Consider the following 12,528-nt stretch of genomic DNA (forward strand, 5'->3'; position numbering starts at 1 on the left):
AACAGTATGGCATATTTTGTAGTTTTTTTTGTATTTATTTTGGTTTTGATTGCCTTATTTCAATTTTTAGCACCCGTCTTACTTCCTTTATTCCTTCTATGGGCCATCTATTATGTGATCAAAAGCTTTCGCAAGCCAACACAGGAAAATGATCCCTTCTATTCTGAATATCAAAATGAAAGCTATGCGCGAAAAGAGCCGAAACATGGAGCCATCGATGTAGAATACACGGAAAGAGAGGACGACGGCCATGATTCTTGATCATTCTTACGGTAAAGAGAAAGAAATACGGCGTCTGATTGCCCGCTCTTGTCTTCACATGGACAGTTTGGATGTCAGTGCATGGATGAAATATAAATATGACCCTTCAGGCATGTTTTGTGCTGTGGAAGACAAAAAGATCGTCGCCTGCCTGCAAACGAAAAAGCGCACTTTTTTTTATCAGGGAAAAGCTTGTGAAGCCTTAGTTCTCAGCTTGGCATGCACTTTGCCTGACTATCGGCAACGCGGCTATTTCAGCGAACTTTTAGAGGCCTGCATGAATTATGCCGCCTGTAACCATCTGATCACTTTGGCCTATACCAACTTCCCGAAGCTTTTGGAGTCCAAGAGTTTTCAACCCGTCTCTTCAACAAAATATTACTGGTTGGAAATGGAAAACTGGAATCAAGGATATGCTCAGCACGTGCAGATCTATCGTCCGGACATAGATCTTTATCCGCTTTATCATGAATTTCTCTCTCATTTTGACGGCTCGATACGCTTGGATCCGCAAGAATTTCAAAATGCGATCCGCCTCTATCTCAATTGTAACCATCGCGTGATCACAGCCGTGGATGATCAAAGAGAATTACGAGGATTTGCGATCTATCGCATCAACAAAGAACACATCGAAATTCAGATCCTGGTATACTTGGATGCAGATGCGATCTTAGACTGTTTCGCCTATCTCAAAGAGCGCTGTCAAACTTTAAGTTTTATCGTTTCAAATCAGGAGCGATTCGATAAACTGTTCCCCATGGAAATTCCGCGCAAGCAGGGAACGGTTCTGGCTCGACTGAACAACTATAAGCTCTTCTCTGTTTGGTCCAAAGAAAACGTCCATCATGCCAAAGAAGCCTTTGCGGCATTAAAAAAGCCGATCTGGAATCACATGATCGACTAAAGATAGCGGCTCGCCCATTGATAATAATCTTCATCTTTTTCGGAAGAGATCTTCTCTTCCTTTTTTTCATAAACCCAGAAAGTGTTCTGATCAAAGAGTCTTTGAAAATCATTTGGGGATAAAGCAGCCTGCCACGAGATTCCTTTGGCATAGAGCTGCTCCCCTTTTTGAAACAAGATCACCCGTGAATCTGAAATCAGGATCTGTCCTTCTTTAAGAAGACGCAACGCTTCCGGGGTGGTTTGAACTGATTGATTCATATGTCAAAAAAAAGCTGTCAATTGACAGCTCCTATTCATAGTATTCTTTTAAGATCTGGAAATAAGCTTGTGAGTGTGCACAAACCGGGCATTCTTCCGGTGCTTTGTCGCCAAAATGAATATGACCGCAGTTCAAGCAGATCCAAACTGTTTCCGTAGGGCTGGTAAAGAATGTATTTTCTTCCACTTCTTTCAACATGGCACGATAACGAGCTTCATGATGTTTTTCGATGGCCGCAACCCCTTCCATCTGTTCGGCAATTTGATCAAAGCCTTCTTCGCGGGCTGTTTTTGCCATTTCTTTATACATATCTGTCCACTCGTAGTTTTCTCCATCGGCGGCATCACTCAAATTGACCGCAGTTGTTGGAACTTTTCCTCCATGCAGTGCCTTAAACCATAATTTTGCATGTTCTTTTTCATTTTTTGAAGTTTCTTCAAAAATGTTCTGGATCTTTACATATCCGTCCTTTTTTGCCTGCGAAGCATAATATTGATATTTCATGCTGGCTTGACTTTCTCCGGCGAATGCCGCTAATAAATTTTGCTCTGTTTTTGAACCTTTTAATTCCATGATTGAACCTCCTCATCTGTTTTCATTGTACCATAAATCCTATCAAATCAATCATTATTTGCCCAGCCAGGAATCTGATTCCCTCTCTGGATCAAAATGGCTTTCTGGAACTGAGTCTGATTTAAAAACTCCAGGATCTTTAACTTTTCATCCTCATTGCATCCAATCAACAATTTGACTTCGCAATCCTTTTTTAAGATATCCGCACTGACGACGATCGCATCCACATTTTGGGCTTTCAAACTGCCTTTATATACATGGATCGGTTGGGAATCCGTTCCTACCGTATCCTGGAGATATCCATAGTCCACAGGATAGATCAAATTAGGATATTTGGGATGAGCAGAACCTTTTTCATGAGCAATCTTACACGTGCTGCTCAATAAAAGAGTATCCATTTTCTGCCAGAAATAGGCGTTATTTTCTAATTGTTCCATGATAGAGTTCCCCTCTTTTCTGTGATGTAAATTATAACAGATTCTAGAAAAGATTTCTATTCGGCTTGTCCGCTTTCCACAAAGGACCAGAACTCCTGTCCCTTGGCCTGATCAAAATCAATCGTAGAATCCACATCCCATAATGACACTTCCTTCGTTGTCTCATCATAGCCGATTCCGGCTTGGGTCGCTTCTCCATTTTCAATGATGTAAAGCGTTGGAGTATATAAGAAATAAGGGGCCATATCGAGCAGAATCTGGCCTTCTTCGCTTTGAGAGACCAAAGTCATATCGTCTTCTTCCTGGCGAACCAAATCAAAATCCGTGATATCTAAACGATATAAAACAATGCCTGGATGTTCCTCTTGCGTCGTTTCAATATAGGAATCGATCGCTTCGCAATACGAACAGCCTTCTCGTTCAATAATCAAAACAAAATCTTCTTTCGCATCTAACTTTTCTTGAAGTTCCTGTGCACTCACATCGATTTCTTGAAAAGCTTCCTGACTCATCGTGCAGCCAAAGCACAGGAAAGAAAGAAAAACCAGACTTAAACACTTCTTTAAAAACTTCATTGATCGTCCTCCATTCTTACGATCGCATCGATCGTCCTGGTAATCGAAAAAGCTAAATTTTCTAATTTTTCCGGACCGTTTTTTAATGCCGTCATAAAATCCATGGCCCGATCCGCACTCGCATATAACCCGTCAAATCCATCCTGGTACAATTCCTGATATCCCAAGCCAAGCGCTCCACTCAGGCAAAGTACCGGCTTATGATACTTCTTGGCCAGTTGAGCAACACCAAAAGGAACTTTCCCATATCGTGTCTGAAGATCGGTCTGTCCTTCTCCGGTCATCACGATATCCGCTTCTTGGATCACTTTTTCTAACTGATAGCCTTCCATGCACATCGTGATTCCAGACTGCATCTGAGCATGTAAAATGCCCACCAGCACAGCACCGATCCCGCCAGCCGCTCCTCCGCCGGGAATCGCATCCAAATCGACACCGAATGTCTTCTGCATCACATCACGATAACGCCGCATCCAATGATCGACCATCGTCAGCTGTGATGGAAAAAGCCCTTTTTGACGGCCAAAGGTAAAAGTTGCTCCTTTCGGTCCTAATAGCGGATTGCGCACATCGGCTGCCGCCAAGATCTGTACATGATCAAGATCTATTAAGCGGCTTGCATCAATATGATGAATCTTTCCTAAACTGTAAGCCCCGCATATAAGAGATTTATTCTCTTTATCATAAAAACGAAGGCCTAGCTCCTGCAAAAGTCCCATACCGCCATCGTTGGTCGCAGTCCCTCCTAAACCGATCACGATCGTCGTACACCCTTTTTTGAGAGCGTCCTTGATCATCTTCCCAATACCACGGCTATTCGCAATCATCGGATTACGACGTTTCTTTTCCGTCATGCTTAAACCGATGCAGCTGGCAACTTCCATGATCGCTTTCTTCTTTTCCGGCAAGATCCCATATGAGGCAATGACTGGTTTCCCATACGCATCGACGGTTTCAACCTCAGTGATCTGCGCTTTTTCGATCTGGCAAAGGATTTCCATGGTCCCTTCGCCTCCATCGCACATTGGAAAAGCAGCGACTGTATGATTTGGATTTGCGTTTTGGATTCCTTTGGAAATGCGCTGGACGGCTTCCTGAGAAGTCATACAGCCTTTAAAAGAATCGCAGGCGACTACAAACTTCATATTCTTAGTTTATCACACTCTTCGCGAATCTAGAGAAAAACCACTTTTCGAGCTTGATTTTCGTGCTATAATCTGAATGTTGAAAGGTAAGGACCCTATGAAAAAACACGTTTTAATCGGTGTTACGGGAGGTATCGCAGCCTACAAGGCGCTTGATATCGTCAGTCAGCTTAGAAAAAGCAATCTGGAAGTCCGCGTCATGATGACCGAACATGCTGCCCGGTTTGTTTCACCGCTTTCTTTTTCTACTTTATCCAAGAATCGTTGTGAAGTGGATCTGTTTGACCCCCATGCACCCGACCCTATTGCCCATATCAATTTAGCAGCTTGGGCCGATCTTGTGATCTTGGTCCCTTGCACTGCCAATGTACTCGCAAAAGTCGTTCACGGTATCAGCGATGATCTTCTGACTTCTACTTTTTTAGCTTGTCATTGCGATAAGATGATTGCTCCTGCCATGAATACTCATATGTATGAAAATCCTGTTACGCAGCAAAACCTGCAAAAAGCCAAAGATTTCAACATACAGATCATTGAACCAGAAACAGGCCACTTAGCCTGTGATGTGGAAGGGAAAGGAAAACTGGCTGCGGTAGAGACGATCGTAGAAACGATCCGAAACTACTTCCTGGATGAATCTCTATTGGAAGGAAAACGCGTCTTGATCAGTGCCGGTCCGACACAAGAATCCCTGGATCCGGTGCGATATATCACGAACCATTCGAGCGGGAAACAGGGCTATGCGATAGCCAAAGCCGCTAAGCGCATGGGAGCCGAAGTGACCTTGGTCAGCGGTCCTGTTCATTTGCCGATTCCGGAAGGCGTCAAACCGGTTTTTGTGACAAGTGCCCAAGAAATGTTTACTGCCATGAAAGAAGAGTCTGTTCAGGCAGACTACATCATCATGGCCGCTGCCGTGGCTGATTACCGGCCGGCTGTCGCCGCTCAGGACAAAATCAAAAAGACCGGCGAGGATCTTGTCTTAAAAATGGTTCGCAACCCGGATATCCTGGCCTGGATCGGTCAGCACAAGGCTCCAAACCAAATCGTCTGTGGATTTGCGATGGAAACACGTGATCTGGATCAAAATGCCCGCGAAAAAATGATCAAAAAGAATTGTGATCTTTTGATTGCCAATAACCTCAAGACACCGGGCGCTGGTTTTCAGACAGACACCAATGTCGTAACCATAATAACTCAAGATCATTTGGAACATTTGCCTAAGATCGCCAAAGAAGACTTAGGTGTTCTAATCTTAAAAACCATGAAAGAAATAGAAAAGGAACGATAAGATGTTAGTAGCGATCGATATCGGTAATACCAATATTACCATCGGTATCTTTGATCAGGATGAGCTGATCGGAAATTACCGGTTAACTACGAAAGTACGTCGCACCAGCGATGAATACGGATTTATGTTGAAGACTTTCTTAGATAACTCCAAAGTTTATAAAGAAGATATCCAGGACGTGATCGTCTCCAGTGTAGTACCCAAAGTCATGCACTCATTTCAAAACGGAATCAAGAAGTTTTTAGGAATCGAGCCGATCATTGTCGGCCCGGGTGTCAAAAGCGGAATCAGCGTTCAGCTAGAGAACCCGAAAAGTGTCGGTTCGGATCGCATTGCCGATTGTGCCGGTGCTTTCTTTGAATATGGCGGTCCTGTTCTGATCATCGATTTCGGCACGGCGACAACATATGACTACGTAGATGAAAACGGCTGTTTTAAAGCCGGCTCGATCAGTGTCGGCATCGAAACCGGTGCCAATGCCCTTTGGACCCAAACAGCTCAATTGCCTGAAATCGAGATCAAGCGTCCAAACACCATTCTTTCGAAAAACACAAAGACGGAGATGCAGGGCGGGATCTTCTACCAGTATTTAGGCGGAGTCGAATATACCATTCGTCAATATCGGAAAGAATTAGGCAACGACTTCAAAGTTGTCGCAACTGGCGGATTGGGGCGTGTTGTTTGTTCTCACATCCCGCAAATTGATGTTTACGATCCCAATTTGATCTTTAAAGGATTAAAAGTCATTTATGATAAAAACAAAGAGACAGCCGAGTGATTCGCTGTCTCTTTTTATTCTGATTCATCCAATGCCGAAAGGTCGATGGACTCGATTTGATACTGTTGTCCAAAAACACGATTGACATAGCTGGCATAATCACCAGATTCGATTTCGGCATCGCTTAAGTAGGCGCGTTCCCCGAAAATATCTTGAGTCTGGATTTCCATTCCATCATTGATTTCCGGAACACAAACCAAGTAATACAACGTGAAAACTTGATCATTCTGTTTGAAATCCAATTGATAGATCTGGATCACGCGATCGCTGGCCGATGTGCTTTTTGACTTCAAAAACGCTCCATAACAAGGCTGCAGGCGAGTGAGTTCCCATTGTTCTTCCTTAGAGGTCTCATGATTCAAAGAGAAAATATCATTTTCATGATCCCATACATAGGTTTCAGAAGCATCCAATATGGCGCTCAGATAATCATGATCAATCTGTTCTAAAGATGCATATCGGTCTTGCAGCCCTTCCACCGTGATTTCCATGGTCGCATTTTTGACCTCGTAATGATATCGTTGTGCCAGATTCTCGTCATAGGTTGCGGTAATCGTGATCACATCGCCATTGGAAAGATTTGTATTCGGGCTCACTTCAAAAAGTACTGTATCTAAAAACTCCTGGACCCGCTGATTGAGATCATCCCCTATGACTTCCACTTCCAGGGAAGCCATGCCATTTTCTCCGGTATAATGTAAAGATATACTTTTTTGCAGATCAATTTGAATGGTTCGCAAGAAGAAAAAATAGGCAACGCTGACCAAGAGAATACACATGGATAAGATTCCGGCAAAATACAGAGCTTTATCTTTGATTCTATCTTGTTCCATACGCCTATTCTAATCGAAATACGAAGCGTTTTCCAGTGCTTGCGACACATACGCTAACAAAGCCTGATCTTCTTGTCGGCGCAAGATCTCCTTGGCATCCTCAATACAGCAGGACATCATGGCCACATCTTTTGCGGGGTCTGCAAATAAAAATCCGGGAATCCCGCTTTGTCGAACCCCTAAAACATCTCCTGGTCCTCGAGTCTGCAGATCATAAGCTGTGATCGAAAAACCATCCGTATTCTTTTCCAGCATCTTTAAACGTTCGATTGCCTGCGGATTTTTGGTTGTGCTCAACAAGAAACAATGCCCCTGGTCTGCACTTCGTCCCACACGTCCGCGCAGCTGATGCAGAGTGCTTAGACCAAAACGATGTGCATCATAGATGACCATCCATGTCGCATTGGCCACATCGACCCCCACCTCTACCACAGTCGTGGAAACCAGGATATCGATTCTATGCTGTGAAAAATCCATCATCACTGCTTCTTTTTCTTCCGCTTTCAATCTTCCATGCAGCAAGCCGAAGCGAAACTGCGTCAAGGTGTTTTTCATCCCTTCATAAATCGAGATCGCATTGCGCAGATCCATCTCTTGCGAGTCTTCAATGGACGGACAAACCACATATCCTTGATGGCCTTCTTGCGTATACTGAATAATCTCTTGTAAAATCGGCTTCATCGTCTTTCCAGTCACATATCTTGTGATCACTGGTTTTCGTCCCGGAGGCATGGTCTTGATATTGGAAACACTCAGATCGCCAAATAAGAAATGAGCTGCCGTTCGGGGAATCGGTGTGGCTGACATCATCAACACATCAACCGCTTTTCCTTTTTCCAACAAGGCGCGACGCTGGCGAACTCCAAATCGCTGTTGTTCATCGATCACCGCCAAACCAAGATCTTTAAAAGTCACACCCTCTTGAAAGAGGGCATGCGTCCCTACGACCAGCTGGATTTTCTGCGTCCGCAAAGACTCCAGAATCTCTTTCTTTTGACGAACAGGAAGACTGGATACATAAAGAGAAACAGGCAGGCCTTGCGCTTGTAATGTTTTATAATGCTGGCGAGCCAAGATCTCTGTCGGCGCCAAAAAGCAGGCTTGCTCTCCGGATAGAAGACACGCATATAAGGCAACACTGGCCACCATGGTTTTTCCGCATCCTACGTCTCCTTGTACCAATCGGAATAAGATTCTTGAGCTGGCCATATCTTCTAAAACTTCATGAATGGCTTTTTCTTGGTCGGGAGTCAACGCATAGGGAAACTGATTGATAAACGAAAGAATTTTATCGTGGTCAAACTGCTTTGGAGACTTGATGTCGCCTCTTTGTTCATGAGAAAGTGCCTGCATCACACATTGAAAACGCAAGAATTCTTCATACTTCAATGTTCGGATCGCCGCTTTTAGATCGGCATCGTTTTGCGGCTGGTGGATGGCTTTTAAACACGAAGCCAGATCCATCAATCGATATTTATTGATATATCGTTTGGGAACCAGGCTCTTGACCTGATCGGCCAACGATAAAGCGCCCTGCATGATCGATATCATATCCGATTGTTTCATTCCATCACGAAGCGGATAGATCGGGCGAATCCCTTCTTGCAGGTGCAATGGTTTAAAATTATATTGCGAGACCGTAACCTTATTTTTCCCTTGGTACGTTCCAAAACACGTGATGGTCTTGCCAAAGTGAAACATCTCTTTCCAAGGGCGGTTGAACAAAGTGATCTGGATTTCCTGATCCCAGCTGATGACAGTAAATCGCGTCATGGATCTTCTTCCCTGCAAGCGAATGATCGTAACCGAAGAACTGATCAAGCCCTCAAAACAAACCGAATCGCCCTCTTGCCATGACGAAAAAGGAATGGCTTGAATCGTCTCATAACGCAAAGGATAGATTCGCAAGACATCTTCTACTGTTTCCACATCATATTTTTTTAATAATTCACTTCTTCTTTTTGTGAGTTTTAGTTTTTTTAGTTCCATCTGTAATCCAATTTTTCTTTATCATTGACAAATAATTACATTCTACGATCAGATATACCATCCCGATGCCAAACAACAAGATCAGATATGCGATAATGCTTGAAGTCATCCCCAATCCCGCAGCCATGGTAAACGCAAACATCCAGGAGAACATCGGATTGGCATAGAATACAAGCCCCGATAAGATTGAAAACGCATCCAGCCCGCTCGCCATCGATAAGGGAGCCCCTACCAAACTGTCTAAAAAGATCACCATCAGTAAAATCAAGGCATACCGATTCCAAATGGGTTTGAATGAGCGCTTCAGTTTTTCTTTCATATCCGTTTTGATTTGCGAAAAGGTTGTCTTTCCTTTGGCTAAACTGGTAAACATGCATAGTTCTATAGGTTGTGCCAGGACGATCAACAAAGCACAGACGATCTGATAAGGAAGAGTCAGATACCAAAGATCCATACTGGCGATCACCGTATGCAAAGGAGAAAGGATCCCCATGGTTAAGGTAATTAAAATCCCCTGATATACAACAATCGGCAGCAAAGCCGCCTTGTCCAGCTTGGGATGATCTTGCCAGGCACACAGGCAGATCCAATAGAATCCCACGGCCGAAACCAGGCTTAACAAAACAATCAAAAAGTAAAGTGCTAAACTGGCCCCCAGATAAGCACTTCCAAAAATATAAACGATATTGTACAAAAAGCTCAATAAGATCGCCCATCCCATTGGTTTGGACAATTCTTTAAATTGATAAGAAAGATTGACCTTTGATTTCATACCTTCACCCCTTGATCCACAACGCTTTGGAAAACCGGCCATGCCCGACTTCTTCAGTCAGTTTGACCGGAAAATTCTGTCGTCTGGCCCATTCTTTGAGCCATCTTCGATCTTCTTTCAACATCGTAAACTCCCCAAATGTCAAAGAACGGATCTGTGAAAATCCTGGCATCCATTCAAACTGCTGGATATACGATCGAATACGATAAAGATCTCCCGAATAACTTTCTAAAAAAATATCTTTTCCCGCCAGAACCGGAAAATATGGCGAGCCTGCCAGTTTGAGAAAACAACGAATATTTCCGCCCACATACGCCTTCGAATCCCAAAACAAGTCCTGGGATCCGTGTTCCAGAAATTCCAGGCATTGTTCCATACGCGTCTGATGGCGAATCTGAAAAAGGATCGTTTTTCGAATCTTTCCCAGTACATTTAAAATCGGAGTCAAATCACTATAACCGAAAAAAAGAGTATGACTTTTCTGATATTGATCCAGGTCAATATACTCTAATGTCTCTATAGAAAGATCTCCTCCGGAAACATCAAAAACAGCGTCTACATCTTGAGAAAACCAATCATTCAAAATGGAAGCTCGAGTTTTTCCATCCACATCCTGTTCCAGCACAGGACTGACTAAGACTCGTACTTGCCGATCTTGAAAAAACTGAATCACGCCTTCCAGATCTTTTCTTTTAACAGGATTCGATAAACGAGACAAAGCAATCGTTTTCGTCATGGTTTCCTCCTTTACACGAATGTTGATGATGTTATAATATTACCATCTTCAAGCTAGAAAACAAAGAAGGGAGCCATATGGAAAAAATTGCAGTTGTAACCGATACCGGATCCAATATGTCTTTTCAAGAGGCTGCACAAAAAGGAATCCACTTATTACCGTTACAAATCACCTTTGGTGAAAAGTCTTATCAAGATATCGAAGAGATCTCAACCCAGAAAATCTATCATAAACTAAAAAACAAAGAAATGCCCAAAACCAGCATGCCGGTCTATTCAAGGATAGAAGAATGCTTTCTTCATTTGAAAGAAAACGGCTATGACACCATCTTGGGCGTCCCTTTGACAACGGGTCTTTCAACGACCGCATCCACAATGGAATCGATTGCCCGGGAGTTGGGACTGCGATTTGTCTTGATTGACTGTTACAGCACATGCCAGATCCAGAAGTACGTATGCCTGAAAGCGAAGGAATTAGTCGATGCGCAAAAAAGTGCAGATGAAATCGTCCAAATCTTAGAACCAAAGATCCAAAATGCAAATTCTGTGATCTTAGTCAAAGATTTGGATCATCTCAAACGCGGTGGGCGCTTAACACCGGTCGCAGCACGAATGGCTTCGCTTCTCAAAATTTTTCCCATCTTGCAGATCAATCGATCCACGCAGGGAAAGATCGATGTTTTATCTAAGGTTCGCACAGAGACAAAAGCGTATCAGTATGCCATGGAACAGGTGATCGGCCAGATGAAAAATCTAAAAACAACCAAAGTATTTCTGATCGATACCGAATATCCCGCTGGTCTTGAGCAGATGGAGAAAGCCTTGATCCAGGCTGGCATGCCTAGAGAAAACATCACACGTGAAGTCATCAGCAGTGTGATTGCGGTTCATACGGGAATGGGCTGCACTTGTATCCAATTTATCGAGGAGGTTTAAAAAATGGAAACAATTAAAATTTGTATCACGATGGAAAATGGAAAAGAGATCCACGCCGAACTCTACCCTTCTGTCGCCCCAAAAACAGTTGAAAACTTCGTGAATTTAGTCAACGATCATTTTTACGATGGTCTGATTTTTCATCGCGTGATTCCTGGGTTTATGATCCAAGGCGGTGATCCTCTGGGAAATGGCATGGGCGGAAGCAAGAAAAACATTCCGGGAGAATTTGCAGCAAACGGTTTCCAAAACAATCTAAAACATGAACGCGGTGTTCTCTCCATGGCACGCGCCATGGATCCAAATTCCGCAAGCTCTCAGTTTTTCATCATGCATGAAAATGCTCCCCATTTAGATGGTCAATACGCTGCTTTTGGAAAAGTGACAGACGGCATGGATGTTGTCGATGAAATCGCCGGGACAAGAACTAATTTTCAAGATCGACCATTGACCGAACAAAAAATGCGTTCCATTACCATTGAGGAATAAGTGTGAAAAAAGAAATCAATATCCTGCAAGAATCTCATCGAGTTCTCTATCGCTTGGCAAATGGTGCGCTTTTGACCACGAAACTCCAAGAAAAAGTCAATACGATGACCATCGGCTGGGGAACGATCGGTATTGAATGGAAGGAACCTGTGTTTATCGCCTTTGTCCGACAAAGCCGCTACACAAAAGAAATCTTGGCTGCGACGGGAGAGTTTACAATCAGCGTTCCCAATCAAGAAACCGACCCTCGTATTTTGAGCTATTGCGGAACTCATTCCGGCAAGGACACCGATAAGATACAAGATTTGGGTTTGACCTTGGTAGATCCTGAACAAATCAACGTTCCGGCAATCAAAGAGCTTCCGTTAACTTTAGAATGCCAGGTTCTTTATTCTCAGGCCCAGGAATATGATCTGCTTCCTGAAACAATTCAAAGACAGTATTATCCAATCGATGATTCAAAGCCGGTCAAAGAAAAACCAGATGTACATACCATGTATATCGCTAAGATAATCAAGGCTTATGAAATCATAGATTAAAGGCTATCCA

Annotated in this window: 16 protein-coding genes; 7 read left to right on the forward strand and 9 right to left on the reverse strand. The window is 43.4% G+C overall.

Features of this window, described 5'->3' with window-relative positions; all coding sequences use genetic code 11:
* Positions 1-6: 6 nt before the first annotated feature.
* Positions 7-261: a hypothetical protein gene (locus HNQ43_RS01475; protein WP_183374084.1), complete on the forward strand. Its 255-nt coding sequence runs from the start codon at positions 7-9 to the stop codon at positions 259-261.
* On the forward strand, positions 251-1,165 hold the full coding sequence (locus HNQ43_RS01480) for a GNAT family N-acetyltransferase (RefSeq protein ID WP_183374086.1): 915 nt from the start codon (positions 251-253) through the stop codon (positions 1,163-1,165). Before HNQ43_RS01475 ends, HNQ43_RS01480 begins: the two co-directional genes overlap by 11 nt.
* On the opposite strand, the gene HNQ43_RS01485 is transcribed toward HNQ43_RS01480, so the two are convergent.
* From HNQ43_RS01485 to HNQ43_RS01505, 5 genes are read right to left on the reverse strand one after another with little or no spacing between them, the layout of a single operon-like run.
* Positions 1,162-1,425, reverse strand: a complete 264-nt coding sequence (locus HNQ43_RS01485) for a hypothetical protein (RefSeq protein WP_183374087.1) — start codon at positions 1,423-1,425, stop codon at positions 1,162-1,164. The two genes, HNQ43_RS01480 and HNQ43_RS01485, sit on opposite strands and share 4 nt — an antisense overlap.
* Before the next feature lie 31 nt (positions 1,426-1,456).
* Positions 1,457-1,999, reverse strand: a complete 543-nt coding sequence (rbr, locus tag HNQ43_RS01490; RefSeq protein WP_183374089.1) for a rubrerythrin — start codon at positions 1,997-1,999, stop codon at positions 1,457-1,459.
* Positions 2,000-2,046: 47 nt separating this feature from the next.
* Complete coding sequence (locus HNQ43_RS01495) at positions 2,047-2,436, reverse strand: Inorganic pyrophosphatase (protein WP_183374091.1); 390 nt, start codon at positions 2,434-2,436, stop codon at positions 2,047-2,049.
* A gap of 56 nt (positions 2,437-2,492) precedes the next feature.
* Positions 2,493-3,011: a thioredoxin domain-containing protein gene (locus tag HNQ43_RS01500; protein WP_183374093.1), complete on the reverse strand. Its 519-nt coding sequence runs from the start codon at positions 3,009-3,011 to the stop codon at positions 2,493-2,495.
* Positions 3,008-4,156 (reverse strand): glycerate kinase family protein, encoded by a 1,149-nt coding sequence (locus HNQ43_RS01505; protein ID WP_183374095.1) that lies wholly within the window; start codon positions 4,154-4,156, stop codon positions 3,008-3,010. The genes HNQ43_RS01500 and HNQ43_RS01505 overlap by 4 nt, the downstream gene beginning before the upstream one ends.
* A 97-nt stretch (positions 4,157-4,253) precedes the next feature.
* Between HNQ43_RS01505 and coaBC the strand changes: the two genes are divergently transcribed.
* Positions 4,254-5,447, forward strand: coding sequence for a bifunctional phosphopantothenoylcysteine decarboxylase/phosphopantothenate--cysteine ligase CoaBC (gene coaBC, locus HNQ43_RS01510; protein WP_183374097.1), 1,194 nt, complete (start codon positions 4,254-4,256; stop codon positions 5,445-5,447).
* A gap of 1 nt (position 5,448) precedes the next feature.
* The gene (locus HNQ43_RS01515; protein WP_183374099.1) at positions 5,449-6,225 is read left to right on the forward strand and encodes a type III pantothenate kinase; all 777 of its coding nucleotides are present in this window, start codon (positions 5,449-5,451) and stop codon (positions 6,223-6,225) included.
* A gap of 14 nt (positions 6,226-6,239) precedes the next feature.
* Here HNQ43_RS01515 and HNQ43_RS01520 read toward each other — a convergent pair whose 3' ends face one another.
* Genes HNQ43_RS01520 through HNQ43_RS01535 form a run of 4 tightly spaced genes read right to left on the reverse strand, consistent with a single transcriptional unit; the run spans position 6,240 to position 10,555 of the window.
* Positions 6,240-7,058, reverse strand: a complete 819-nt coding sequence (locus HNQ43_RS01520) for a hypothetical protein (protein WP_183374101.1) — start codon at positions 7,056-7,058, stop codon at positions 6,240-6,242.
* Between the two features lie 9 nt (positions 7,059-7,067).
* Positions 7,068-9,047, reverse strand: a complete 1,980-nt coding sequence (locus HNQ43_RS01525; protein WP_183374103.1) for an ATP-dependent DNA helicase RecG — start codon at positions 9,045-9,047, stop codon at positions 7,068-7,070.
* Positions 9,007-9,819, reverse strand: a complete 813-nt coding sequence (locus tag HNQ43_RS01530) for a hypothetical protein (RefSeq protein WP_183374105.1) — start codon at positions 9,817-9,819, stop codon at positions 9,007-9,009. The genes HNQ43_RS01525 and HNQ43_RS01530 overlap by 41 nt, the downstream gene beginning before the upstream one ends.
* A 4-nt stretch (positions 9,820-9,823) precedes the next feature.
* On the reverse strand, positions 9,824-10,555 hold the full coding sequence (locus HNQ43_RS01535) for an LD-carboxypeptidase (RefSeq protein WP_183374107.1): 732 nt from the start codon (positions 10,553-10,555) through the stop codon (positions 9,824-9,826).
* Positions 10,556-10,632: 77 nt separating this feature from the next.
* On the opposite strand from HNQ43_RS01535, the gene HNQ43_RS01540 reads away from it, so the two are divergent.
* From HNQ43_RS01540 to HNQ43_RS01550, 3 genes are read left to right on the forward strand one after another with little or no spacing between them, the layout of a single operon-like run.
* On the forward strand, positions 10,633-11,490 hold the full coding sequence (locus HNQ43_RS01540) for a DegV family protein (protein WP_183374109.1): 858 nt from the start codon (positions 10,633-10,635) through the stop codon (positions 11,488-11,490).
* A gap of 3 nt (positions 11,491-11,493) precedes the next feature.
* Positions 11,494-11,979: a peptidylprolyl isomerase gene (locus HNQ43_RS01545; RefSeq protein WP_183374111.1), complete on the forward strand. Its 486-nt coding sequence runs from the start codon at positions 11,494-11,496 to the stop codon at positions 11,977-11,979.
* 2 nt (positions 11,980-11,981) lie between these two features.
* Positions 11,982-12,518, forward strand: a complete 537-nt coding sequence (locus tag HNQ43_RS01550) for a flavin reductase (RefSeq protein WP_183374113.1) — start codon at positions 11,982-11,984, stop codon at positions 12,516-12,518.
* Positions 12,519-12,528: the final 10 nt, after the last annotated feature.

This window comes from Faecalicoccus acidiformans (genome assembly GCF_014202635.1).
Classification (GTDB): domain Bacteria; phylum Bacillota_I; class Bacilli_A; order Erysipelotrichales; family Erysipelotrichaceae; genus Faecalicoccus; species Faecalicoccus acidiformans.

Excerpts from the sequence above, each read along its gene's own strand:
- HNQ43_RS01545 (WP_183374111.1), top strand. The coding sequence starts at position 11,494 with ATGGAAACAATTAAAATTTGTATCACGATGGAAAATGGAAAAGAGATC.
- HNQ43_RS01500 (WP_183374093.1), bottom strand. The coding sequence starts at position 3,011 with ATGAAGTTTTTAAAGAAGTGTTTAAGTCTGGTTTTTCTTTCTTTCCTG.
- rbr (WP_183374089.1), bottom strand. The coding sequence starts at position 1,999 with ATGGAATTAAAAGGTTCAAAAACAGAGCAAAATTTATTAGCGGCATTC.
- HNQ43_RS01505 (WP_183374095.1), bottom strand. The coding sequence starts at position 4,156 with ATGAAGTTTGTAGTCGCCTGCGATTCTTTTAAAGGCTGTATGACTTCT.
- HNQ43_RS01475 (WP_183374084.1), top strand. The coding sequence starts at position 7 with ATGGCATATTTTGTAGTTTTTTTTGTATTTATTTTGGTTTTGATTGCC.
- HNQ43_RS01540 (WP_183374109.1), top strand. The coding sequence starts at position 10,633 with ATGGAAAAAATTGCAGTTGTAACCGATACCGGATCCAATATGTCTTTT.
- coaBC (WP_183374097.1), top strand. The coding sequence starts at position 4,254 with ATGAAAAAACACGTTTTAATCGGTGTTACGGGAGGTATCGCAGCCTAC.
- HNQ43_RS01495 (WP_183374091.1), bottom strand. The coding sequence starts at position 2,436 with ATGGAACAATTAGAAAATAACGCCTATTTCTGGCAGAAAATGGATACT.
- HNQ43_RS01525 (WP_183374103.1), bottom strand. The coding sequence starts at position 9,047 with ATGGAACTAAAAAAACTAAAACTCACAAAAAGAAGAAGTGAATTATTA.
- HNQ43_RS01535 (WP_183374107.1), bottom strand. The coding sequence starts at position 10,555 with ATGACGAAAACGATTGCTTTGTCTCGTTTATCGAATCCTGTTAAAAGA.
- HNQ43_RS01515 (WP_183374099.1), top strand. The coding sequence starts at position 5,449 with ATGTTAGTAGCGATCGATATCGGTAATACCAATATTACCATCGGTATC.
- HNQ43_RS01520 (WP_183374101.1), bottom strand. The coding sequence starts at position 7,058 with ATGGAACAAGATAGAATCAAAGATAAAGCTCTGTATTTTGCCGGAATC.
- HNQ43_RS01480 (WP_183374086.1), top strand. The coding sequence starts at position 251 with ATGATTCTTGATCATTCTTACGGTAAAGAGAAAGAAATACGGCGTCTG.
- HNQ43_RS01530 (WP_183374105.1), bottom strand. The coding sequence starts at position 9,819 with ATGAAATCAAAGGTCAATCTTTCTTATCAATTTAAAGAATTGTCCAAA.
- HNQ43_RS01485 (WP_183374087.1), bottom strand. The coding sequence starts at position 1,425 with ATGAATCAATCAGTTCAAACCACCCCGGAAGCGTTGCGTCTTCTTAAA.